The organism is Spectribacter acetivorans (assembly GCF_031846305.1).
GTDB classification, from domain to species: domain Bacteria; phylum Pseudomonadota; class Gammaproteobacteria; order Nevskiales; family Salinisphaeraceae; genus Spectribacter; species Spectribacter acetivorans.
Genome location: NZ_JAVRHY010000004.1, coordinates 263,698 through 286,592 on the forward strand (window position 1 = coordinate 263,698; position 22,895 = coordinate 286,592).

Sequence of the window (22,895 nt, forward strand, 5' to 3'; positions counted from 1 at the left end):
GGCTCGGTTGCTAGCGCTCCAGCGCCACCGCTACACCCTGGCCGCCACCGATGCACAGCGTGGCCAGGCCCTTGTGCACATCGCGCTTGATCATTTCGTGGATCAGCGTCACCAGAATGCGGCAGCCCGAGGCGCCGATCGGGTGCCCCAGGGCAATGGCCCCGCCGTTGACGTTGACCCGGTCGAGGTCCCATTCCAGTTCTCGGGTGACCGCCAGGGCCTGGGCGGCGAAGGCCTCGTTGGCCTCGACCAGTTCCAGGTCCTGCACCTGCCAGCCGGCCCGTGACAGACAGCGTTTGGTGGCCGGAACCGGCCCGATGCCCATGATCGCCGGATCCACCCCGGCGTTGCCGTAGGCAGCGATGCGCGCCAGCGGGGTCAGACCCAGTGCATTGGCGCGGGTCTCGCTCATCACCATCACCACCGCGGCCCCGTCATTCAGGCCCGAGGCATTGGCGGCGGTGACCGTGCCGTCCTTCTGGAAGGCGGGCTTCATGCCGGCCAGGCCCTCGGCGGTCACGCCCGCGCGCGGGAATTCATCGCGGTCGAAGGGCACCGGATCGCCCTTGCGCTGGGGCACATCCACCGGGATCACCTCATCCTCGAAGCGGCCGTGCTTGAGCGCCTCCTCGGCCCGCTGCTGGGAGGTGGCGGCAAAGGCATCCTGTTCCTCGCGGGAAATGTTGTATTTCTTCGCCAGATTCTCGGCGGTCACGCCCATGTGGAAGCTGTTGAACGCATCCCACAGGCCGTCGGAGATCATCGAATCCACCAGCTTGGCGTCGCCCATCTTGGTGCCGTTACGCGAGCCGGGCAGCACGTGCGGGGCCGCGCTCATGTTCTCCTGCCCACCGGCGATCACGATGTCGGCATCGCCCAGGGCGATGGACTGGGCCGCCAGCATTACCGAGCGCAGGCCGCTGCCGCAGACCTTGTTGATGGTCATGGCCGGCACGCTGTCGGGCAGGCCGGCGTTGATCGACGCCTGCCGGGCCGGGTTCTGACCAACGCCGGCGGTGAGTACCTGGCCGAGCACCACCTCGTCCACCTGCTTGCCTTCCACGCCGGTGTCAGCGAGCAGGCCGCGAATGACATGGCTGCCCAGCTCGGTCGCGGGGATGCCGGCCAGGGTGCCGCCGAAGCTGCCGATGGCGGTGCGCTTCGCGGCGACGATGACTGCCTGTTGGGTCATGGTTTCACTCTCCTTGCAAATCGGTTAGCGGTTAGCGCTGGTGAACGTAGGTGCCGGGGGCGTCCGCCAGGGAATCGCCCAGGGCCGGCGGCGCCACCTTGTTGCCGGAATGCCCCGCCAGCCAGGCCTGCCAGGCCGGCCACCAGGAGCCTTGCTCGGGCTCGGCCCGCTCGCAGAATTCGTCCGGGGACAGATAACGGTCATCCGGGCCCCAGCGGTACTGGCGATAGCGCCGGCGCGGGTGGCCCGGCGGGGTGATGATGCCGGCGTTGTGGCCACCGCTGGTCAGCAGGAAGGTCAGGTCGTCGGTCTGCGACAGCAGACAGATCTTGTAGGCCGAGTGCCAGGGGGCGATGTGGTCGGTTTCGGTGCCCACGGCGAAGATCGGCACGCGGATGTCCCTGATCGCGATCGGACGGCCGTCCACCAGATACCGCCCCTGGGCCAGCTCGTTGTGCAGATAAAGCCGGCGCAGGTATTCCGTGTGCATGCGGTAGGGCATGCGGGTGGCGTCGGCATTCCAGGCCATCAGGGGGATGCCGCGGCCGTCGGCGCCGAGCAGGTAGTTGTCCACGAACGGCTGCCAGACCATGTCGCTGGCCCGCAGCAGCTTGAAGGCGCCGGCCATCTGATCCTTCTCGAGCACGCCCTTGCGGTTCATCAGATGATCCAGCCAGGTCAGCTGCGCCTCGTTGATGAACAGCTTGAGCTCGCCGGCCAGGGTGAAGTCGGATTGCGCAGCCAGCAGAGTGAGCGATGCCAGGCGATCGTCCCCGTCGCGGGCCATGGTGGCAGCGGTTATCGACATCAGCGTGCCGCCCACGCAGTAGCCCATGGCGTGTACCGACCGTGCGGGCAGCAGGTCGCCGATGGCATCCAGCGCGGCCATCGGTCCCAGGCTGCGGTAGTCGTCCATGCCCAGGTCGCGGTCGCCGGCATCCGGATTCTTCCAGGACACGATGAACACCGTGTGGCCCTGGTCGAGCAGGTAGCGGACCATCGACTGGCCCTCGGCCAGGTCCAGGATGTAGAACTTCATGATCCAGGCCGGCACGATCAGCACCGGTTCCGGGTGCACCCGCTTGGTGGTGGGTTCGTACTGGATCAGTTCGATCAACCGGTTGCGGTACACCACCCGGCCCGGCGTGGTCGCCAGATTCTCGCCCACCCTGAAATCGGCCAGCGCCGCCGGCGGCTGGCCGGTCTTGTCACGGTAGACATCGCGCACCAGATTGCGCGCCCCCCGCAGCAGGTTGGCGCCCTTCTCCTGCCAGGTGGTGCGCAGCACCTGCGGGTTGGTCAGCGGGAAGTTGCCGGGCGCGATGCTGTCCAGCAGACGATCGGTGAAGAAACGCACCAGCGCCGCGTCCTGGTCGGAGACCCCGCGCACGCCGGTGGTGGCCTCGCGCCACCACTCCTGGCGCAGCAGAAAGGCCTGTTCCAGCAGCGCGAACGGCGGATTGCGCCAGCCCTCATCAGCAAAGCGACGGTCGCCGGCCTCCGGCTCCACTTCGCGGGGAGCCGACGGGCCCCGAATCATGGTGTTGAGGGTGAATCGGCCCATGCGGCGATACTGACGCGCCCAGGCCTCGACCAGTTGCCCCACCTTGCCGGGCGACAGGCCCAGATGCATCGCCCAGTCGGCATACGCCAGCAGGATCCGCGGCAACGGCAGACCCGCGCTGGCACGCGCCACCGCCGCGCCGGCGGCGCGATCGATGCGCTCGGCAATGCGGTCGCTCAGCCAGCGGCTACTGACCAGATCGGTCATGGCGCCGGCCGTGGCCATGTCGGCAGGTTGGTCGGTCATCCTCGCACCCTGATCGTGTGCCGCCTGATGGCGGTCTGCCTGTATTGATTGTCACCGGCACCATCGGCGCCGGCCGGCCCTCTCCGGGGCCGCGGGTCGCGAAGGCCGACGGCGTCAACCGCCGGCCTTCGCGGCCTTTCGAGCCGGTCAGACGCCGGCTTGAGCGTCCGCCCGGAAGTCGTCGAACCGCTGCCACCAGCCCGCCATCGTTTCCCGGCCCAGCGCCTGCAGCGCATTGCCGGTATCGGTCGTGGTGGTACGCAGGGTTTCGACATAACCGGTGCCGGCCTCACTCAGCGCGGTCATGGCGCTGTCGTCCTGCCAGTCGCCGTCGGCCACTGCCTTGCACCGCGCAGCGCCGGCGCTGACCCAGGCATCCGCCAGGCGCAGCTGGGCTTCCACCAGCGTGCCCATGGCATCCACGCCGATATCGGCGGCACGAACCGCAGGCTCGAACACTTGCTTGCCGGCATTCATCACGTCATCGAATCCGTTGATCATGGCATCACCCGTTTGGTTTAAACACGCTCGTATTTTGCGATGCAAAATACTCACGCTTTCTTTATAGGTATTTTTGACTACCATTTCAACCCATCGGGACAATATTTTTTGCGATGCGGAAATCATGCGAGTTGATGGCCGGCATCCCGCCAGGCCTCGAACCCGCCGGCGATATGCGCCGCATCGTCACGACCCATCCGATACGCGGTGTGTGCCGCCAGGGCCGAACGCCAGCCACTGCGGCAGAAGAACAGCAGCTGTGGCGCGGCCGCGAGATCGGGCTTGTGATACGGCGAAGCCGGGTCCAGCCAGAACTCCAACATGCCGCGCGGGCAGTGATAGGCGCCGGGAATGCGCCCGTCACGGTCCAGCTCGCGGATGTCGCGCACGTCCACGAACAGGACATCCTCGCGCCCGAGCCAGTCGGCGGCTTCGTCCACGCTCAGCGTCCGGATATCACGCTCGGCGGCTTCCACCATCGCGGCAGCGGTGACGGCCTCGCTCATGCGGTATCTCCCATGTGGTGCTGCAGAAAGGCATCGAGTTGCTGCCGGCGCTGGAACCCGTTCTTGACGCCGACACGCTGGCCGCCCTGAAACAGCATCAGGGTCGGTGCGCCACGCAACTCATGGGTCTGCACCAGCGAGGGGTCGTCCGCCAGGTCGACCAGGACGAGGTCCACCCGGTCCGCCCACTGCGTGGCCAGTTCCTCCAGCTGGGGCAACTGCCGCTCGCACCAGGGGCAGTCCGGCTTGACGAAGGTGACCAGCAGCGGCCGGCCGCCATCGGCCAGCCGCTGCTCGAGTGCCTGCGGCGTCAACCGCGTCGTCCCCGTCATCGCCTACCCCCGCAACTGATCGAGAATCGCCGGGTTCTCGAGCGTGGAGGTGTCCTGGGTGATGTCCTCGCCCTTGGCGATGGACTTGAGCAGACGCCGCATGATCTTGCCCGAGCGGGTCTTGGGCAGACCTTCGGCAATGCGCACCTCCTCCGGCCGGGCCAGCGCGCCCAACTGCTCGGTGACATGCTTGCGCAGTTCCTGATCCAGGCCCTCCTCGTCGGCATAGCCGGACTTGAGGACCACGAAAGCCATGATCGCCTCGCCCTTGACCTCGTGCGGGAAACCCACCACCGCGGCTTCCGCCACCGCCTTGTGGGCCACCAGGGCGGACTCCACCTCCATGGTGCCCAGCCGATGGCCGGACACGTTCACCACGTCGTCGATGCGGCCCAGAATCCAGAAGTACTCATCATCGTCGCGCTGGGCGGAGTCGCCGGCGATGTAGACGTGATTCCCGAACTTGAAGAAGTAGGCGTCCCTGAACCGCTGATCATCGCCCCAGACAGTGCGCAGCATCGACGGCCAGGGCTTGGTGACCACCAGATAACCGCCGACGTTGGGTTGGGTAACCTCGTTGCCCTCCTCGTCGTAGATGGTGGCGGCGATGCCCGGCAGCGGCCGGGTGCAGGAGCCGGGCTTGAGCGTGGTCTGGCCGGGTAGCGGCGAGATCATGATGCTGCCGGTCTCGGTCTGCCACCAGGTATCCACGATCGGGCAGTTGTTCTTGCCGATGGTCTCGCGGTACCACATCCAGGCTTCCGGGTTGATCGGCTCGCCCACCGTGCCCAGCAGCCGCAGCGAGGACAGGTCGTAATCCTTCGGAATGTCGTCGCCGGCCTTCATCAGCGCGCGGATGGCGGTGGGCGCGGTGTAGAAGATCGTGACGTTGTGATCCTGCACCATGCGCCAGAAGCGCCCGGCGTCGGGATAGGTGGGCACGCCCTCAAACATGATCTGGGTGACCCCCACCGCGGTGGGGCCGTAGCAGATATAGGTGTGACCGGTGATCCAGCCGACATCGGCGGTGCACCAGTAGATGTCGTCCGCGTGCAGGTCGAACACCCACTTGTTGGTCATGATCGCGCCCAGCAGATAGCCGCCGGTGGAATGCTGAACACCCTTGGGTTTGCCGGTGGACCCGGAGGTGTAGAGGATGAACAGCGGATGCTCGGCATCCACCCATTCGGGTTCGCACTCGGTGGACTGGCCGGCGACCACGTCGGCCCAGCTGATGTCACGGTCCGGGTTCATGCCGACGTCGAGACCCGCGTGCAGCAGCACCACGGATTTCTCGATCGACGGGCAGCCCGCGTCCAGGGCCTTGTCGGTCATGGACTTGAGCGGCACTTCCTTGCCGCCGCGCAGGTTGCCGTCCGCGGTGATCAGCAGCTTGGCCTCGGCGTCGTTGATGCGATCGCGCAGGGCCTCGGAAGAAAACCCGCCGAACACCACCGAGTGGATGGCGCCGATGCGGGCGCAGGCCTGCATGGCGTACACCGCTTCCGGCACCATCGGCATGTAGATGACCACCCGGTCGCCCTTGCCCACGCCGAGCGCCTTGAGCCCGTTGGCGAAGCGGCAGACCTCGTCGTGGAATTCCTGGAAGGTGATGCGGCGGACTTCGTCACCGGCGTCGTTCTCCCAAATGAAGGCCAGCTTGTCGGCCTTGTCGGCCAGATGGCGGTCGATGCAGTTGTGCGACACGTTGAGCTTGCCGCCCACGAACCACTTGAAGAACGGCGCGTCGCTGTCATCCAGCGCCTGGCCGAAGTCCTGCTGCCAGTCGATTTCGGCGCGGGCGAGTTCGCCCCAGAAGCCGGCGTGATCTTCCTCCGCCCGGGCGTTCAGCGCATCGAAATCCGCCTGACTGAGCACGCTGTTGTCGATGAACTTCTGCGGCGGGGCAAAGGTGCGGTTTTCCTTGAGGACCGATTCAATCTGATTGCTCGCCATGTCTGTCTTTCGCCTCCGATTCCGTTTGCGTCTCGCGTATGTCTTGTTTGATCCGGGCGGTTGTATGCGCCATACCGCCGGCTGACGTGCCTTTTGCACGTTGCGTGCCATGACCCGCCCGGTACCGGGGCACGCCTGCTCGCGGCAACTGTCAAACCCGTTCGAGTGTGACACAGTGTCACGCTGGGCTCACGACCGTACGCGCGGTGCAACATAAGACTTTGGTCGCAACGAACAACCAGACCGACGGTGGCTTCAAGGGGATCGGAAACCGACCATGCACACGCCCACCCATCTGCTACGCGTGATGCTGCTGGCGGCGGCCGCCACCGGCTGCAGCGAGCGGCCGAACGCCGTGCCGCCAGCGCCGCCTCAGGCACTGGCCTGTTTCGGCTGCCACGGACCGGCCGGCCGCTCCGATGGTGATATCCCCGATCTGGCCGGCATGCCGCGTGACCGTTTTCTGGCCCGCATGGCGGCATTCTCGGGGGACGACGAAACCGGCGGCGTCATGAGCCGGATCGCCCCGGCCTATAGCGAGCGCGAGCTGGCCCGCCTGGCCGATTACTTCGCCGACCTGGAACCGGCACCCTGATGCGGCTGTCCCGACGCGAACTCCTGCGTGCCGCGGCCGGCCTGACCGGCCTGGGCCTGATCGGGCCCGGCTGGTCGGCGGATCGCGCCCGGGGCCGGGTGGTGATCGTGGGCGGCGGCTTCGGCGGCGCCACCTGTGCCCGTTACCTGCGGGCAATCGCCCCGGGCGTGTCGGTCACGCTGATCGAGCGCCGGGCCCGGCTGGCGACCGGCCCCTTCTGCAACACGGTGGTCGCCGGTATCAATCCGATCGAGGCCATCACGGTCGATCACCGGGCCCTGGCGGCGGCCGGCGTGAACGTCATCCACGCCGACATCCGCGAACTCGATCCGGTCGCCCGGCGCGTACGCCTGCCTGATGGCGGGAAACTGGAGGCCGATCATCTGGTGGTGGCCCCGGGCATCGATTTCGACTGGTTCCCGATCGAGGGCTACGGACCCAAGGTGACCGATGCCCTGCCCCACGCCTGGACCGCGGATCGCGACCAGATCACCAATCTGCGTCAGCAGCTGCAGGCGATGCCGGACGACGGGGTGGTCGCCATCGCCATCCCGCCCAACCCCTATCGCTGCCCGCCCGGGCCCTACGAACGGGCCAGCCTGATCGGCCACTTTCTGACACAGCACAAGCCCCGGGCCAAGCTGCTGCTGCTCGACGCCAAGGATCATTTTTCCAAGGAGGCCCTGTTCCGGGCCGGCTGGGCCGAGCACTACGGCGAGCGCATCGAATGGATCGGCCGGCCGCAGGGCGGCGCGGTGGTGGCGGTGGACGCCGGCAAGCGCACGCTGATCACCGCCGGCGGCGAGCGTATCCGTGCCGACGTGATCAACGTGATCCCGCCTCAGGTCGCCGGGGCGCTTGCCCGCGACAACGACCTGACCGACATCAGCGACTGGGCGCCGGTGGATCACCGCAGTTTCGAGTCCACCCGCCATCCCCGGGTGCACGTGCTCGGCGATGCCTGCCAGGGCGGGCCGATGCCCAAGTCCGGCTATGCCGCCAACGTGCAGGGCAAGATCTGCGCGCATGCCATTGCCGCCGGCCTGGCCGGCGACACCTTCGCCGGTACCCGACTGATCAACGCCTGCTACAGCCTGGTGACCCCCGATCACGGCATCAGCGTGTCGCAGGTCTACGACCTTAACGGCCCGCATTTCGCGGCGATCCCGGATACCGGCGGCACGTCGCCGCTGGCCGCGTCGCCGCAGGATCGGGCCCGGGTGGCCGGCTATGCCCGCAGCTGGTATCGCAACATCGTGCGCGATACCTTCGGCAATCCGGCGACGCCGTAACCGTCGCGCCGGCGGGTCACTGCGTGACGCCACGCACCAGTTCCGGGGCATTCATGCGGCCGCGTCAGCGCTCAGCCGGCTCTCATACCGCGGCACGGACATTGCTGTAATGTTGCGAAAATGTTGCGAACGATCATGACCACCACGCCAGCCATCAATCGCGCCTTCGCCCTGCCACCCGCCTACGGCCTGCTGCAGGCCTGGCTGATCGTGATGGGCGCAGTTGGCTTTGCCGCCTATCTCGGCCGGGAGTTCGGCATCATCGGCGAGCTGCTCAGCCAGGACGCGACCCGGCTTTGCTTGCTGATCATGCTGGCGTTCATCGGGGCCAGCCTGCACTGCGGTGCCCGCAGCCTGCGACTTTCGCGCGAGATCCGGCGTTTCGACGAGATCGAAGCCGCGCATTCCGAGCATGCCGGCCTGCGCCTCGACGACGACGGCGAACTCGCCAGCGGCGACCGGCGGCTGCCGGATTCGCTGTGCGCCGACTACCTTGCCGGTCTGCTGGCACGCCGGCAGCGCGACGGCCTGTCGTCGCCCGAGTACAGCCAGCTCACCGACGTCCTCAACGAACGCATCCGCGGCTCGCATGAATTCGGCTGGTTCGTCACCGGCATGCTGATCAAGCTCGGGCTGCTGGGCACGGTGATCGGCTTCATCATCATGCTGGGGGCGGTGGACAGCGCCGGTTCCTTCGACGTCGCGGCGGTGCAGCAGCTCCTGGGCAGCATGAGCGAGGGCATGAGCGTGGCCCTCTACACCACCCTGACCGGCCTGAGCGCCAGCATGGTGCTGGGTTTCCAGTACCTGATGCTCGATCGCGCTGCCGACAGCCTGCTGGCGCGCGTGGTGCATTTCGCCGAACGCCGGCTGGCGGTCTGACCGGCCCGGCACGCGACGCATCATGGCGTTCCGACGCAAGCACCGGGACTTCGACCAGGACCCGTTCACCGACCTGCTGTTCAACGCGCTGCTGGGTTTCACCTTCATGTTCCTGGTGGCGATCATGTTCCTGAACCCGCCAACCAAGACCGGCATCGTCGATCCCAAGGCGGAATACATCATCACCGCCACCTGGGAGGAAGGCCGCCCGGATGATCTGGACCTATGGGTTCAGGGCCCCGGCAACGAGGTGGTGTGGTTCCGCAATCAGGAAGCCGACCTGATGCACCTGGATCGCGACGACCGGGGCACGGTGAACGATCAGCTGGTGGTCGACGGCAAAGAGGTGAGAAACCCGCTGAATCAGGAAGTGGTCACCATCCGCGGGCAGGCCCCGGGTGAGTACATCGTCAACCTGCACTACTACAATACCCAGACCAAGCGCCCTCTGGACGCCGAGGTGGAAATCGTCAAGGTCAACCCGCGGCTGGAGGTGGTGTTCCACGGGACGGTGCGGCTGGAACGCCTGGGCCAGGAGAAGACTGCCGCCCGCTTTACCGTGGCACGGGACGGTCGCGTCACCGACGTGAACACCCTGCCCGCATCGCTGGTCAGCGTGGACCGCTGACCGACCAGCCGGGCCGGCGCAGCCCGCAAAACGACAAACGGCCCCGGCGCCGACGCGACCGGCCGACAGGAGGATAACGGATGACCGAAGCGGTACTTTACCTGGCGCTGGGCTATGCGGCCCTTGGCGTGGTGGTTCTGGGCCTGAACGTCTACAGCCGCTGGCCGCTGTGGGTAAAGCTGGGCAGCATTGCCGTGGTAACCGGCTTCTACTTCGTCACCTGGCAGTCGCTGCAGGGGGTGCTGGGCTGGCCGGCCCGGGTGGACCTGCCCGACCGCTTCATCCTGCTGTCGACCTCGATCCATGAACCCAACAAGTCCACCGGAGAGCCCGGCCGGGTGCATCTGTGGGTGACGCCGGTAGGGGCCGACGACCGGCCCATGGATCAGCCCCGCGCCTTCGAGCTGCCCTACGACGACACGCTGCACTCCCGCCTCGAGGAGGCCAAGAAGGAGATGCGCAACGGCGTGATGCAGATCGGCAAGGCCGAACCCAGCACCGGCGAGCAGGAAGACGCCACCGACACCACCCGCTTCTCCCGTCGCGAACAGGACGTCAGCTTCGAGAAGATGCCCGACCCCGCGCTGCCCGAGAAGTGAGCCGCCGCAAGCTTTGTCTCGCGCTGTGCCTGGCGCCCCTTGCCTTGCTGACCGGCTGCGGGCAGGACATCGAACACACCTGGTTCCCGCTGGCCGACGGGCTGCACTGGGAATATCGCGTCACCCGCACCGACGCCCGGGGTCAACGCGAGGTGGAATCCTTTTCGCAGACCAACCTCGGCTCCACCACCCTGCAGGGCACCGCAGTGTTCGAACGCCGCAACAGCCACGGCACGCACTACTTCATCGAGGCGCGCGAGGACGGCCTCTACCGGCTGGCGTCACAGAACATCGGCGATTTCCATCCGCAGATGGACCGTCCGCCACGGCTGATCCTGCCGGAGCCGCCGGACGGGATTGCCGAGTGGCGCGCCCCCACCGTGACCTATCTGCTCAAACGCATCTTTCCGTTCGAGCGGCACTACCGCCACCGCGCCTCGATCAAGCTGGAATTCCGGCTGGCGGCGACCGGCGTATCGGTGAGCGTGCCGGCCGGTCGCTTCGAGAATTGCCTGCGAGTGGATGCCGAGGCCGAAATCCAGGTGTCGTCGGATCCCCGCTACGGCCCCGCGCCGGTACCGATCACCCAGAGCGAGTGGTACTGCCCGGACACCGGACTGGTCAAGCTCACACGCCGCGAGGAACTCGATTCCGACCAGGCCGCCATTATCGGCGGCGACCTGCACATGGAGTTGACCCGGTTCGACGACTGAGCGCCGCGGGTTATTTCTGACCGGCCACCGGTTCCAGGACATCGGCCTCGATGTCCGGATACAGGTGGGACACCGAGCGGCGGAACTCCGGCACGATCACGGCCAGACCGCGCCACCGGTAGGGCAGCGCCTGCATCATGACTTCCGGCATGTCCAGACCGTGGCCGGCGGCGGCGTTGAGATTGCGCCACAGCCAGCTCAGATAGGCCTGCGTCTGGGCGATGGCCTCGGCGTCGTCACGCACCGGCCCGTGGCCCGGCACCAGGGTGGTGAACTCGCGCTGGCTCAGCGTGTGAAGCGTCTCGACCCAGGTGGTCATATCGGCGTTCGGGGTGGTCGGTGTGCGGTTCAGAAAGGCCAGGTCACCGGCAAAAAGGACTCCGGTGGTGTGGTCCAGAATCGCCAGGTCGGCCCCGGTATGCCCCTGCATGCCGATCAGTTCCAGCTCGTGGCCGCCGACAGTGACCCGACTGCCGGCCGTGACCTCCTGCGTGGGCGGCAGGGACTCGGTGCCGCGCATGGCACCGCCCACCAGGTTGTACATGTTGGTGGTCAGGTCCGCCCCGATGGCGCGAATCTGCTCGATGGTGCCGGACAGCGCGCCGATATCGACATCGGCGAATGCCTGATTGCCCAGGTAGTGGTCGGGGTGATGGTGGGTGATGTAGACCTGCACCACGGGCTTATCGGTGACCCCGGCGATGGCCTCGCGCATGGCTTCGCCGTAGAGCCGAGAGGGGCCGGTGTCGATCACCACCACGCCATCGTCGGTGACGATGAATCCCGTGTTGACGATGTTGCCGAGGTTGTCGTAACTGAAATGCTCGAGCGCCCCGACGAACACGTAGGTGTTGTCAGCCACCTGCTTCGGTGTCAGCTCATAGGGATTATCCGCAGCAGCCGTCAGCGGCCACACCAGCGCCGCCAGCAGCAGAAACCAGCGCGTCATGGCGAGTCCGGCGCCGGCAGGGTCGCCGCGAAACGGTTGCCGTTGTTGTCACGGCCGGACAATGCGACCGGTCCGCGGTAACGCAGATCGACGCTGATCACCGGGTTCTCGGACACCGGCTCGAACGGCTTGAGCCGCGCCAGCGTCTCGCCGTCCGGCGTGGCCAGCGTGACGTCGGTGATGTGGAACACCGGAATTCCGGCCGCCAGGCCGGTATCCATGGGATGCACCACCCGGAACCGCAGCCGCTCGCGCTCGGGGCCTCGCGCCCAGGCGTTGCCGGAAATCTCGCCCAGTCGCGATTCCCAGATCGGCGAACCGGCCGCCACGCTGGGGGCCGTGCAGCCGCCGCCGGCCGCCTCGATCCACATGCCGCCCACGTGCCAGACGCCATCGGCCGTGCGCATGGCCGCGCGTACCGGCGTGGCCTGCTGAATCTTGAAACGAAAGGCCAGGGTCGGGGACGCCCGCTCGGGGTAGTACTCCAGAATCTTGGTGATCGGGTTGAGGTCGGCGAACACCACCACCGACTCCACATCCGGCAGATCCGGGGCCTCGACCATCACCGGGGTTTCCATCGCGTCCTCGGCATAGCCGGCCGCCAGCACCCGCACCCGGTCGTCGAACACGATCTCGGCATCCTCGCCCAGGTGCTTGGTCACCATACTGTCCCACTGCGGGGAGTCCAGCGGATCGTCGGGAACCGTTGCCACGGCCACGGTGCATACCAGCCACAGGCTCGCCGCCGTCATCCGGGTGAGGTATCGCATGCTCAGTCTCCTGCGGCCGCCTGGCATCCAGTATGCAAAGCGGTTATCGCTAACGTCGGGCCGACGTCGAGTGCGGCTGCCGGTGGCGTGCGGCGACCGGCAGCCCGCCGACGCCTGCGCGCTGCATCAACGGCCGGCCGTGCTCTGAGCCGACTCCGGGCCGGTGGGCGACCGGTACGGCACGCCGTAGTCGTTGAAGATTTCCTCCAGACGTCCGGAATCCCGCAGCTCGGTCATCGCCTCGCCCAGCGCTTGGGCCAGTTCCGGATTGCCGGCCTTGATCGCCAGGCCCACATCCCAGTCGTTCTGGTACAGCCCGGTGAGCTGTACCTGACGGATATCGATATTCTCGTTCTCGAGCATGTTCACGGCGCCACGCAGTTCACCCAGGGGCGCCATCACCCCGGCGAGTTCGCCCTTGTTGAACGCGCGCATGGCCTCGGGAACGCTCTTGAAGTGCTCGACGTCATCCCGAAGCTGGCCCTGAAAGGCCGAGGTCAGGTAGAAGTCGCCGAGCGTGTCCAGTTGCACACCGATCTTGTTGCCGGCCAGCGCCAGCGGACTGTCCACGTCGGCCCCGAAACGCTCGGCGTCATACACGAAACCCATGGTCTCGTTGTAGTAGGCACCGAGGAAGGTGGCCTGATCGTTTTCCGCCTGGAATGACGGGGCCATGCCCACATGCAGCATGGCATCGGCCGGCTTGCGCCCGATGTAGTGCCCCTTCCAGACCATGTTGCGAATGTCGTCGCCCATGGACTCGTCCGCGGGGAACGCATTGATGGTGGTGGACACGCCGAGCTTGTCACCCAGCGCCTTCGCGATATCCACGTCGATACCGGTGTAACCGCCGCTTTCGGCCTTGTAGGACCAGGGCGGGAAACTGTCGTAGACCGCGATCTCGACGCGGCCACGCTCTTTGATTTCGTCGAGCTTGTCGGCCCGATCGTCCTGTGCGCTCGCGCTGCCGGTAACGACAGCCAGGGCCAGCGCCAGCAATGCTGTTTTCACAGCCATGACATGCCTCAACTTGTTGAATGAAGGACGCCGGTCTGACACCGGCGTCGGCAGGCGGTTCTATTCCGCCTGTTCGTAAAGTTCGGCGAGATCCTTGTCCTTGTATTCGTAATGCCGCTTGTCGATGTAGGAGCGGATGGCCCAGATGGCTTCCTGTCCCATCACGTCCTCGAAGCCGGGCATGTAGGTCATGCCGTTGCGCTGCACGCCATTACGGACCTTGTTCACGAAGTACTCGTCGTCGAACTTGGTCAGTTCACGCAGATCCGGCGCGATACCACCCGACATGGCTTCCAGTCCGTGGCAGCGGGCGCAGTTCTGGTTGTAGGCCGAGGCACCGATCTCGATCGCCTCCTTGTTTCCGCGGTACGGGTTTTCCGACAGCCACTCATCTTTCGGCAATTCCTTGAGGCCTTCGGTATCGACTTCCTGCGGCGCCACGTCGCCGTGGCTGTACACCGCCGTCGCCGATGCCGCCAGTGCCAGTGCGGTAACGAATCGAATCTTGCTGTTGATCATCTGCGCTTTCCGTTCTCGAGAAATGTTCGTCATTCGCCCCGCAAGGCGGGGGCTGGCGGCACATGGCCGCACAGCCCCCTGTTCGCACGGGACCTGGTTTACTGCAGTTCGTCCGGGATCTTGAACACCCAGACACTGCCGCCCTGGTTCAGGAACTTGACCCGCTTGGCGACTTCGCCGCCCCACAGCGGGACCGCGCCGCCCCAACCCGAGGTCACGGCAACGAACTGATCACCGTTCTGCTCCCAGGTAATGGGCTGGCCGACCACGCCGGAACCGGTCTGGAACTTCCACAGCTCCTTGCCGTTACGGGCGTCAACCGCCTTCAGATAGCCTTCCGGCGTACCGAAGAACACGAGGTTGCCCGCGGTGGTCATCGTGCCGCTCCACAGCGGTGCGTTGTTCTTGACTTCCCACTTGATCTCGCCGGTCTTGGGATCCACCGCGCGCACGGCGCCGATGTAATCCTCGTACAGCGGCTGGATGTTGAAGCCCGCACCGAGGAACGCCGCACCGGCCTTGTAGGTGATGGGCTCGTTCCAGATGTCCATGCCCCATTCGTTGGCCGGCACGTAGAATAGGCCGGTCTTGGGGTTGTAGGACATCGGCATCCAGTTCTTGCCGCCCAGGAAGGACGGGGACACGAATACCGACTCACCCTTCTTGCCCTCGGTCTTCGAGGGATCGCCCGGGCGGTTGCCCGCTTCCACCGGACGGCCGGTCTTTTCATCGATCTTCTCGGCCCAGGTGATCTTGGACACGAACGGCGAGGCGCTGCGCATCTCGCCATTGGTGCGATCGAGTACGTAGAAGAAGCCGTTGCGGTCGGCCGAGGCGCAGTACTTGCCGCTGTCCATGTTGAACGGCACGCACATGTTCACGCCATCGTAGTCCCAGGCATCGTTCGGGGTCTTCTGGAAGGCCCAGTCGATCTTGCCGGTCTTGGGATTGAGCGCGACGATGGAGGTCGAGTACAGGTTGTCGCCCGGACGCAGATGCGAGTTCCACGGTGCCGGGTTACCGGTGCCGAAGTAGGCCAGGCCGGTCTCGTCATCGTAGGTGCCGCCGAGCCAGGGCGCGGCGCCGCCATGCTTCCACATGTCGCCCGGCCAGCTCTTGCCGCGCTCACCGGTGATGCCGTTGTCGACCATCTTGTCGCCCTTGCGGATCTTGCCCATGTGGCCTTCGACCACCGGGCGCACCCACTGCATCTTGCCCGACTGGGCATCGCGGGCTTCCACCCGACCGATGACGCCGAACTCGCCCCCGGACACACCGGTCAGAATCATGTCACCAACCACCAGCGGGGCGGCGGTGTAGGAGTAGCCGTCCTTGAAGTTGTCGATGGTTTCCTGCCACACGACATCGCCGGATTCCTGGTCCAGGGCCACCAGCTTCGCGTCCAGGGTGCCGAAGATGAACAGGTCGCCATGCAGCGCGCCGCCACGGTTGACCACGTCACAGCAGGGCAGAATGCCTTCCGGCAGACGATGCTCGTACTGCCAGATCTCCTCACCCGTCTCGCTGTCGATCGCCCAGGCCCGCGAATAGGAGCCGGTGACGTACATCACGCCGTCCTTGACCAGCGGCTGGGATTCCTGGCCGCGCTGCTTTTCGCCGCCGAAGGAAAACGACCACGCCGGATACAGGTGCTCGACGTTGTCGGCGTTGATCTTGTCCAGCGGGCTGTAGCGCTGGGTCTGAGTGCCCATACCGTTGTGCAGGACGTCACCGGTGGACTGCTGGTCGTTGTTGATCTCGTCCCAGCTCACGCCCGCGGATGCTGCGGTGGAAACGGCCAGTGCCGTGGCCCCCACCGTCAGCAGGCTTCCGCGCAGCCAATTCTTGGTTGCAGAACTCATTGATTCAATCTCCTCGTCAGTCGCTCTTGACTTGTCGTGTTGCGTCTCCACTGCCGCGTGCCAACGGCAGTCTCCCGGTGCCATCAGGCAAGTCCGATGCCATTTCTGTCAGGGCATCGCCAGACGGCGCCATCACCTTGCTTGCGGGCCGATCGTCGCCGGCTTGGAAGCGGGACTGGAGCTTATCACTACGGCGGAGACTGATCATGAGATGCCGTCCGGGCGACACGGTGCACAACAGGCGGCCGGACTGTCCCGCAGCCATTACAGACTGTAACGGCACAAACGGGGCCGGGATTAGCTCGACCCTTGCTGCAACGCCGCAAGACGCTGGTCGGGCGGCGGATGCGACGCATGGAACGCCGCATAGAGCGGATCGGCGGCCAGGGCGGCCGCGTTCCGGGTCAGCAGCTTGTGCAACGCCGATACCAGGGCGCCGGCATCGGCATGACGCACGGCGAAGGCATCGGCCTCGAACTCGTAGCGCCGCAGACAGGCGGCCAGCCAGGGCTGCAGCGGCCAGGCTATCAGCGGCAGCAACAGATACCCGGCCGCCAGCCATGCGCCCGCCATTGCCGGTACGCCCAGCTCACCCAGCCAGCCCCATTCACCGGCAGCGCCGAGACCCACGATCCCGACCATCAGCAGCCCCCCGAGGCGGGCATAGTGACGACGGATATGCCCTTCGCGATCGTGCCCGAGTTCGTGTGCCAGCACCGCCTCGATCTCGTCATCATCGAGTTCGCGGATGAGGGTGTCGAACAACACCACCCGCTTGGCCCGGCCAAAGCCGGCGAAATAGGCATTGGCCAGCGCCGAGCGCCGCGACCCGTCCATCACGAACATGCTCTCGGCGCGGGCACCACAACGCTCGATCATGGCTTCCAGGCGCTCGCGCAGCGGCCCCTGTTCCAGCGCCTCGAAACGGTTGAACAGCGGCGCAATCAGCCGCGGTTGCGCCCATAACAGGAATCCGCCCGCCAGCACCGCCGCCAGCGCACTGAGCCCCCAGCCCGGCGGGCCCATGAGCATCACCGGCACCAGCAGCGCCAGGCCGCCCCCAGCGAGCAGCGCGGCCGCCAGCGCCGCCTTGATCAGGGCATCCCGGGCGAACAGCAGCGGGGTCATCCGGTTGAAGCCGAAGCGGGTGTCCACCACGAAAACCTGGATCAGCCGCGGCGGCACCCGCAGACATTCATGGATGCCGGCGAAGGCCGCCAGCAGCAGCACCTGACCCACCCAGCCGGCCGGCATCAGGGCAGCCAGCGCGGCCAGCCCGCCGCCCAGCGTCCAGACAACCGCCAGCAGCAGGGTCCAGCCGGAATCCGCCAGACGCGTCAGCAACCGGGCGCGGCCGTAGGCGCAGGCGCGGGCATGCTGGTGCGGCGCCACCGAGTCGGCGAACATCGCCGGCACCCGGGCCGTGGCCAGGAATCGCGCCTGACGCCGGGCCAGGTAGGCCTGCACCGCCCAGCCAAGCAGCACCCAGATCATCACCAACAGGGAAATCGTGCTTGCCATAGCCGGTCGAAGGTATCAGATTTACAGGTTGACCCCGACCGCAAGCAACGCGACCGATAATGCACGCCGCGATAGAAGCCATCGCCTATATTCTTCCCGCCCGCACCGAGACCAGCGAGGAGCTCGCCCACGCCCATCCGGACTGGCCGCTGGAAAAACTGGTGGAGCGCACCGGCGTACGCATCCGCCATGTGGCCGGCGACGACGAATGCGCCTCGGACCTGGCCGTGGACGCCGCCCGGCGCCTGTTCGTCGACCACAACTTCGAACCCGGCGACTTCGACTTCGTGCTGTTCTGCACCCAGACGCCCGACTACCTGGTGCCCACCACCGCCTGCCTGCTGCAGGAACGGCTGGGCATGCCCACCTCGGTGGGCGCCATGGACATGAATCTGGGCTGTTCCGGTTACATCTACGGACTGGGCATGGCCAAGGGCCTGATCGAAACCGGCCAGGCCCGGCGCGTGCTGCTGGTCACCGCGGACACCTACAGCAAGTTCGTGCATCCGCGGGACAAGAGCGTACGCGCCCTGTTCGGCGACGCCGCGGCGGTTACCTCGGTCGTCGCCACCGACGACGGCCCGGCGATCGGCCCCTTCGTCTACGGCACCGACGGGTCCGGGGCGGAAGACCTGATCGTGCCCATGAGCGGCATGCGTCAGCGCTTCGGCAGCGCCCCGCCCCCGGACGTGCCCGACCGCTTCGGCAATGTGCGCAGCGCGCAGCACATCCACATGAACGGCAAGGGCGTGGTGGATTTCACCCTGCGCGAAGTACCCGGCGCGGTGCGCGCCATCTGCGAACGCAGCGGTTTGTCACTGGATGATTTCGACGCCGTGGTGCCGCACCAGGCCAGCGCCAAGGTGCTGGAAGGGCTGCGACGCAAGATCGGGCTGACCGAGGACCGTTTTCTGGTCTACATGCAGGAGATCGGCAACACCGTCTCCTGCAGCATCCCGATTGCGCTGGCCCGCGCCCACGAGGACAGCAAGCTCCGTCCCGGCGCCCGGCTGCTGCTGGTGGGTTTCGGGGTCGGCCTGTCCTGGGGGGCAACCGTCGTGCGCTGGCCGGACAACGCCTGACCGCAGCGGCCGGCTATTCGTCCGGGAATGGCTCGTAGTCGCGCATCGCGCGGCAGTAAAGCGACCGCCGATTCTCGTTGTACTGCGAGCCGCCCACCGCGCCCGTATCCACCTTCTCGGTGTAATGCTTGCAGCGATCCCGGAACACCTCCACCGCGTGCTCGCGACAGGCGCGATAAGTATCCGTGCCGCGCTGGTAGTTGGTGCAGACCGTGTCGAGATCAATGCGCCCCCACCAGCCCTTTTCCCAGGAGACCGGGGGCTTGGGCGCTGCCAGGGCCGTGCCGGCGGCTACAGCCGGCAACAACGACATCAGGATGATCCTGCGCGACCAGGATTCGAACACGCCATGCTTCACGGGTGGCTCCGGCAGTTCTCGGGGCGTCGGCGACTGGCCTAGCAAACAGTTTGCCAGCAACGCCGGCGGCGAGCGAGCTACCGGAAAGCCTGAGCCGGGAGCGGCGCCGCGTCGAGCGGTGTAACCGCGTCACACCACGGCTGCGACGTCCTCAGGGCGGGGCGGAAGGGTCGGCGCTACGAGCCAGGACCGTCGATGCATCACCAGCCTGCTGGAAGTGATGGCCCTGGAAATACTCGACCCCCAGGTCCCGCAGGCGATCCAGGGCGCCTTTGTCCTCCACACCCTCGGCCACCACACCGAGTTTCATTGCCCCGGCGACCTCCATGACGGCACGGATCAGGCTATGTCCGACGGGATCGTTGTCGATATCACGGGAGAAATCGCGGTCGATCTTGACCCCGTCGACGCGCAGGGACTTGAGCAGGTCGAACGAGTTGTATCCGGTGCCGAAATCGTCAAGCCAGACTTCGTGCCCGGAGCGACGCAACGTCCGGATCAGATCAAGTGCCGCATCGCCGTCGATCCGATCGGTCTCGGTAACCTCGAAGCGCAGGGAGCCAATCGGCAGACGGGCATCGGCCAGCATCCGGCCGAGCCGTTTCGCAAACCCCGGATCGCCAAGGCTTGTCGCGCTCACATTCACCGAGATATAGCGCCCGGCAATCCAGGTGCCGGATTCAACGCCCTCGCGGATCAGCCTGACGGCGCTGGCGGCAACGGATTCATCGACCCGTGCGAGCAGGCCAAGTCGTTTCGCGGCCGGAAGAAAGGTGGCCGGTGCATGCAGCCGTCCCTGTTCATCGCGCAGCCGCACCAGTGCCTCATACCCGGCAACCTCGCCTTCACCATTGACGATGGCCTGCAAGTGCAGTGCAAGATTTCCACTGTCCAGTGCCCGCCGGAGGCGCTGGGCCATGTCCAGCGTCGACGTATTGCGCCCGATGTCGGCGTCACCGGGCACAAAGCGGTGCCAGCGATGCCGCCCCGTTTCCTTGGCCACATAGAGCGCCTGATCCGCCCGGGCAAGGATTTCGGCAGGATCGCCCACAGTGATATCGATCGAGGCAAGCCCGATGCTCAAGCCGACGGCAAACCGCCTGCCGTCGGCGACGAGTCCATAACTCTCGACTGCCTTGATCATGCGATCCGCAAGCACCTCGGCTTCTTCCGGCGTTGCCGATTCGACGATGGCCGCGAACTCGTCTCCGCCCAATCGCGCCAGTATGTCGTCGCCGCGCAGCGAACCGGTCATGACCTCGGCGATTTCGCGCAGGACACGGTCGCCGATCGCATGGCCGCCGGTATCGTTGACTGCCTTGAAGTGATCCAGGTCCAGATACATCACGAAACCGGACCACCGCCCCCGCCGGGCTCGTCGCCAGGCATCACCCAACAGGCTGCCGAAACGCCGTCGGTTGGGTAGCCCGGTCAACGCGTCGTGATCTGCCTGATGCGTCAGCTGGGCAGTGATCCGCTGGGTTTCGCTCATGTCCTGGAACACGAAAACAGCCCCGATCACCCGACCCGCGCGATCGCGCATGGGCGATACCGAATCCGCAACCGGAGTCATCCGGCCGTCCGACCGCCGCAGCCGCGTGAATACCGGCACCCGCATGGGAAGGCCATTGGCAAGCACCCGGGCCATCGGATCCTCGACCCGACGAGCCTCGCTGGGATGAAACAGTTGCACGACGTCGCCAAAGGACCTGCCCTCGACCGCCCTGGGTTCAACCCCCAGGAGCGCGGCGGCAGCCGGATTACAGAAGGTAATCATCGCGTCCGCATTACAGCGGAGCATGCCTTCACCGACGGCGGCCAGGGTGACCTCCGCAAGTTCGTTGGCTTCGAAAAGCGCATCCTCGTCATGCTTTCGCTGCGTGATGTCCTGAATCTGCGAGATGAAATGGATCGGCTCGCCCCGATCATCGCGCAACAGCGACACATCCAGTTGCGCATACACCACATGGCCATCCTTGTGGCGATATCGCTTTTCAATGCGGTAGGCGTTCTTGGTACCGTCCAGCAGCGTCTGGACCTGCGCCAGATCCTTGTCCAGGTCATCGGGGTGCGTCAGCGCCTGGAAGTCGCTGCGCAGCAATTCCTCCCGACGATACCCGAGCATTCGGCAAATGCTGGTATTGACCGCCAGGAAACGACCGTCCGGCGACACTAGCGCCTTGCCGATCGGCGCATAGTCGAACGACTGATGAAAACGCCGTTCGCTTTCTTGGAGCGCTGACTGCGCAGTCAGCATCTCGCTTATGTCGCGGCCCTCGGGTACCAGGAGCTCGATCTCGCCACGGGCATTCCGATAGGGCGTGAGCGAAAAGTCGATGGTGGTCCGTCCTTCAGCACCACTGATCTCGACATTGAAGCGCACGAACTCACCCTGCGCGCCCCGTGCCACGGCGTCCTGCATGGCCTGGCGCACGGTGTCGCTGTGGGCAAACCAGGGACAATCCCAGAGTTTTTGACCAATCACCGCCCCGCGCCCGATCCCGGCAAAATCCAGCGCGCGGGTATTGGCCTCCAGGAGCGTGCCGTCGGGTGCCAACAATCCGAAGAACTGGTAGAGATTCTCGAACAGGCCGCGGAAGCGGTGCTCACTCTCGGCCAACCGGGCCTCCGCCTGCATTCGCGCATCGATATCGGCGTGGGTGCCGATTACTCGCGCCGGCTTGCCCTGCTCGCGCCAGGCGACGACGCGACCGCGATCGTGTATCCACTTGTAGCCACCATCCTTGCAACGCATACGATGCTGGTTGTCGTACGTCGGAGACCGCCCGGCAAAGTGCGCTTCCAGGTCTGCCAGGCGAGCAGGCAGGTCATCGGGATGAACCCGGCTCGACCACTCATCGAGACTGTCGCCGATTTCATCCGGCGCGAAGCCCAGCATTGCCTTCCACTGATCCGAGAAATAGACCCGGTCCCGGGTCGCATCCCAGTCCCAGAGGCCGAGCCCCGAGCCGTCGATGGCGAACTGCCAGCGCGCCTCGGTGTCGACGATGGCCTGGTTCAGTAACGCCTGCTCACGACGCGCCTGGTACTGGTCCTCGACATCGATGAATGCGCCGACCAGCCCGACAACTCGGCCCCGGCGGCGGGACGGCTCGGCAACACTCTGGACATGGCGCAACGAGCCATCTCGATGCACGAGTTCCAGTTCCAGATTGAAGCCACTGCCATCGGCCTCGCACTTGGCGAGTGCCTGCCGCAGCAATCCCCGGGAATCGGGGCTGAAAAAGCCGATCGCGGTATCCAGATCCGGCACCGGGCTGTTCGGATCGAGCCCGATGATTCGGAAGATTCCGGGCGACCAGGTCAGCGTCCTCGATTCATACGCCAGTGCCCAGGTCCCCACGCGCGCGGCGGACTCGAGCACGGAAAATGCATTGTTATGGGGCACGGCAACCTCATGGGCGTATCCCGATCAGTATCGGCCGATGCAGGAGCCGGCGTAGACCGGATGCGGCCGTTCGGAACGAGACCTCGCCGATTCCCGCGAAAAAGGGCCACCGGCGTGCGGTTAATCCGGCCATCCCTTGCCGGATTGACCGAACTCCCGGATTGCTTATTGAGTCGGGAGTTCGAATGTGTCGTCGCCAACGAAAAAAGGCCCACCATGTGGTGAGCCTTCGTTCAAAATATGGCGCGCCCGGGAAGATTATTCGGGGCGTCCTGCCCCTCGCCCTTCGGGCCCGCACGCCTATCGGCGTGCGGTTAATCCGGCCGTCCCTGGCCGGATTGATCGAACTCCCGGATTGTTTATTGGGTCGGGAGTTCGAATGAGTCGTAGCCAATGAAAAAA

21 protein-coding genes are annotated in these 22,895 nt (G+C 65.9%); 7 read left to right on the forward strand and 14 right to left on the reverse strand.

Annotated features, from left to right (window positions below; translation table 11 throughout):
- Positions 1-10: 10 nt before the first annotated feature.
- The 6 genes from RM531_RS06555 to acs all read right to left on the reverse strand — a co-directional run bounded on the left by RM531_RS06555 (position 11) and on the right by acs (position 6,297).
- Positions 11-1,192: an acetyl-CoA C-acetyltransferase gene (locus tag RM531_RS06555; protein WP_311658185.1), complete on the reverse strand. Its 1,182-nt coding sequence runs from the start codon at positions 1,190-1,192 to the stop codon at positions 11-13.
- Between the two features lie 31 nt (positions 1,193-1,223).
- A complete protein-coding gene (locus tag RM531_RS06560; RefSeq protein ID WP_311658187.1) occupies positions 1,224-3,002 on the reverse strand; it encodes a PHA/PHB synthase family protein in 1,779 nt (592 codons plus the stop codon).
- Between the two features lie 147 nt (positions 3,003-3,149).
- Positions 3,150-3,503: a phasin family protein gene (locus RM531_RS06565; protein WP_311658188.1), complete on the reverse strand. Its 354-nt coding sequence runs from the start codon at positions 3,501-3,503 to the stop codon at positions 3,150-3,152.
- Positions 3,504-3,625: 122 nt separating this feature from the next.
- Complete coding sequence (locus tag RM531_RS06570) at positions 3,626-4,009, reverse strand: rhodanese-like domain-containing protein (RefSeq protein WP_311658189.1); 384 nt, start codon at positions 4,007-4,009, stop codon at positions 3,626-3,628.
- Positions 4,006-4,341, reverse strand: a complete 336-nt coding sequence (locus RM531_RS06575; protein ID WP_311658190.1) for a thioredoxin family protein — start codon at positions 4,339-4,341, stop codon at positions 4,006-4,008. Before RM531_RS06575 ends, RM531_RS06570 begins: the two co-directional genes overlap by 4 nt.
- Before the next feature lie 3 nt (positions 4,342-4,344).
- A complete protein-coding gene (acs, locus tag RM531_RS06580) occupies positions 4,345-6,297 on the reverse strand; it encodes an acetate--CoA ligase (protein WP_311658191.1) in 1,953 nt (650 codons plus the stop codon).
- 277 nt (positions 6,298-6,574) lie between these two features.
- Between acs and RM531_RS06585 the strand changes: the two genes are divergently transcribed.
- The 6 genes from RM531_RS06585 (at position 6,575) to RM531_RS06610 (ending at position 11,006) form a co-directional block, all read left to right on the forward strand.
- Positions 6,575-6,892, forward strand: coding sequence for a c-type cytochrome (locus RM531_RS06585; RefSeq protein ID WP_311658193.1), 318 nt, complete (start codon positions 6,575-6,577; stop codon positions 6,890-6,892).
- A complete protein-coding gene (locus tag RM531_RS06590; protein WP_311658194.1) occupies positions 6,892-8,184 on the forward strand; it encodes an NAD(P)/FAD-dependent oxidoreductase in 1,293 nt (430 codons plus the stop codon). The genes RM531_RS06585 and RM531_RS06590 overlap by 1 nt, the downstream gene beginning before the upstream one ends.
- A 135-nt stretch (positions 8,185-8,319) precedes the next feature.
- The gene (locus RM531_RS06595; RefSeq protein ID WP_311658196.1) at positions 8,320-9,066 is read left to right on the forward strand and encodes a MotA/TolQ/ExbB proton channel family protein; all 747 of its coding nucleotides are present in this window, start codon (positions 8,320-8,322) and stop codon (positions 9,064-9,066) included.
- A 22-nt stretch (positions 9,067-9,088) separates the two neighbouring features.
- Positions 9,089-9,694 (forward strand): hypothetical protein, encoded by a 606-nt coding sequence (locus RM531_RS06600; protein WP_311658197.1) that lies wholly within the window; start codon positions 9,089-9,091, stop codon positions 9,692-9,694.
- Positions 9,695-9,774: 80 nt separating this feature from the next.
- Entirely contained in the window at positions 9,775-10,293 is a 519-nt protein-coding gene (locus tag RM531_RS06605; RefSeq protein WP_311658198.1) for a hypothetical protein, read from the forward strand.
- Positions 10,290-11,006 (forward strand): hypothetical protein, encoded by a 717-nt coding sequence (locus RM531_RS06610; protein ID WP_311658200.1) that lies wholly within the window; start codon positions 10,290-10,292, stop codon positions 11,004-11,006. The genes RM531_RS06605 and RM531_RS06610 overlap by 4 nt, the downstream gene beginning before the upstream one ends.
- 10 nt (positions 11,007-11,016) lie before the next feature.
- Here RM531_RS06610 and RM531_RS06615 read toward each other — a convergent pair whose 3' ends face one another.
- The 6 genes from RM531_RS06615 to RM531_RS06640 all read right to left on the reverse strand — a co-directional run bounded on the left by RM531_RS06615 (position 11,017) and on the right by RM531_RS06640 (position 17,644).
- A complete protein-coding gene (locus RM531_RS06615; RefSeq protein WP_311658202.1) occupies positions 11,017-11,955 on the reverse strand; it encodes a quinoprotein relay system zinc metallohydrolase 1 in 939 nt (312 codons plus the stop codon).
- Positions 11,952-12,725, reverse strand: coding sequence for a quinoprotein dehydrogenase-associated SoxYZ-like carrier (locus tag RM531_RS06620; RefSeq protein WP_311658204.1), 774 nt, complete (start codon positions 12,723-12,725; stop codon positions 11,952-11,954). The genes RM531_RS06615 and RM531_RS06620 overlap by 4 nt, the downstream gene beginning before the upstream one ends.
- A 126-nt stretch (positions 12,726-12,851) precedes the next feature.
- Positions 12,852-13,742 (reverse strand): substrate-binding periplasmic protein, encoded by an 891-nt coding sequence (locus RM531_RS06625; protein WP_311658206.1) that lies wholly within the window; start codon positions 13,740-13,742, stop codon positions 12,852-12,854.
- A gap of 60 nt (positions 13,743-13,802) precedes the next feature.
- Entirely contained in the window at positions 13,803-14,261 is a 459-nt protein-coding gene (pedF, locus tag RM531_RS06630) for a cytochrome c-550 PedF (RefSeq protein ID WP_311658207.1), read from the reverse strand.
- A gap of 98 nt (positions 14,262-14,359) precedes the next feature.
- Entirely contained in the window at positions 14,360-16,123 is a 1,764-nt protein-coding gene (locus tag RM531_RS06635; protein WP_311658209.1) for a PQQ-dependent methanol/ethanol family dehydrogenase, read from the reverse strand.
- A 297-nt stretch (positions 16,124-16,420) separates the two neighbouring features.
- On the reverse strand, positions 16,421-17,644 hold the full coding sequence (locus tag RM531_RS06640) for a M48 family metallopeptidase (protein WP_311658211.1): 1,224 nt from the start codon (positions 17,642-17,644) through the stop codon (positions 16,421-16,423).
- 59 nt (positions 17,645-17,703) lie between these two features.
- On the opposite strand from RM531_RS06640, the gene RM531_RS06645 reads away from it, so the two are divergent.
- Complete coding sequence (locus tag RM531_RS06645; protein ID WP_311658213.1) at positions 17,704-18,726, forward strand: 3-oxoacyl-ACP synthase III family protein; 1,023 nt, start codon at positions 17,704-17,706, stop codon at positions 18,724-18,726.
- Positions 18,727-18,739: 13 nt separating this feature from the next.
- On the opposite strand, the gene RM531_RS06650 is transcribed toward RM531_RS06645, so the two are convergent.
- Together RM531_RS06650 and RM531_RS06655 are read right to left on the reverse strand one after the other, a co-directional pair.
- On the reverse strand, positions 18,740-19,084 hold the full coding sequence (locus tag RM531_RS06650; protein WP_311658214.1) for a hypothetical protein: 345 nt from the start codon (positions 19,082-19,084) through the stop codon (positions 18,740-18,742).
- 151 nt (positions 19,085-19,235) lie between these two features.
- Positions 19,236-22,493 carry a PAS domain S-box protein gene (locus RM531_RS06655; protein WP_311658216.1) on the reverse strand — a complete coding sequence of 1,086 codons (3,258 nt, stop codon included), beginning with the start codon at positions 22,491-22,493 and terminating at the stop codon, positions 19,236-19,238.
- Positions 22,494-22,895: the final 402 nt, after the last annotated feature.

Coding starts and splice junctions, on each gene's coding strand:
- RM531_RS06590 (WP_311658194.1), top strand. CDS start 6,892: ATGCGGCTGTCCCGACGCGAACTCCTGCGTGCCGCGGCCGGCCTGACC.
- RM531_RS06555 (WP_311658185.1), bottom strand. CDS start 1,192: ATGACCCAACAGGCAGTCATCGTCGCCGCGAAGCGCACCGCCATCGGC.
- pedF (WP_311658207.1), bottom strand. CDS start 14,261: ATGATCAACAGCAAGATTCGATTCGTTACCGCACTGGCACTGGCGGCA.
- RM531_RS06605 (WP_311658198.1), top strand. CDS start 9,775: ATGACCGAAGCGGTACTTTACCTGGCGCTGGGCTATGCGGCCCTTGGC.
- RM531_RS06620 (WP_311658204.1), bottom strand. CDS start 12,725: ATGCGATACCTCACCCGGATGACGGCGGCGAGCCTGTGGCTGGTATGC.
- RM531_RS06640 (WP_311658211.1), bottom strand. CDS start 17,644: ATGGCAAGCACGATTTCCCTGTTGGTGATGATCTGGGTGCTGCTTGGC.
- RM531_RS06615 (WP_311658202.1), bottom strand. CDS start 11,955: ATGACGCGCTGGTTTCTGCTGCTGGCGGCGCTGGTGTGGCCGCTGACG.
- RM531_RS06645 (WP_311658213.1), top strand. CDS start 17,704: ATGCACGCCGCGATAGAAGCCATCGCCTATATTCTTCCCGCCCGCACC.
- RM531_RS06565 (WP_311658188.1), bottom strand. CDS start 3,503: ATGATCAACGGATTCGATGACGTGATGAATGCCGGCAAGCAAGTGTTC.
- RM531_RS06595 (WP_311658196.1), top strand. CDS start 8,320: ATGACCACCACGCCAGCCATCAATCGCGCCTTCGCCCTGCCACCCGCC.
- RM531_RS06570 (WP_311658189.1), bottom strand. CDS start 4,009: ATGAGCGAGGCCGTCACCGCTGCCGCGATGGTGGAAGCCGCCGAGCGT.
- acs (WP_311658191.1), bottom strand. CDS start 6,297: ATGGCGAGCAATCAGATTGAATCGGTCCTCAAGGAAAACCGCACCTTT.
- RM531_RS06575 (WP_311658190.1), bottom strand. CDS start 4,341: ATGACGGGGACGACGCGGTTGACGCCGCAGGCACTCGAGCAGCGGCTG.
- RM531_RS06585 (WP_311658193.1), top strand. CDS start 6,575: ATGCACACGCCCACCCATCTGCTACGCGTGATGCTGCTGGCGGCGGCC.
- RM531_RS06560 (WP_311658187.1), bottom strand. CDS start 3,002: ATGACCGACCAACCTGCCGACATGGCCACGGCCGGCGCCATGACCGAT.
- RM531_RS06625 (WP_311658206.1), bottom strand. CDS start 13,742: ATGGCTGTGAAAACAGCATTGCTGGCGCTGGCCCTGGCTGTCGTTACC.
- RM531_RS06600 (WP_311658197.1), top strand. CDS start 9,089: ATGGCGTTCCGACGCAAGCACCGGGACTTCGACCAGGACCCGTTCACC.
- RM531_RS06635 (WP_311658209.1), bottom strand. CDS start 16,123: ATGAGTTCTGCAACCAAGAATTGGCTGCGCGGAAGCCTGCTGACGGTG.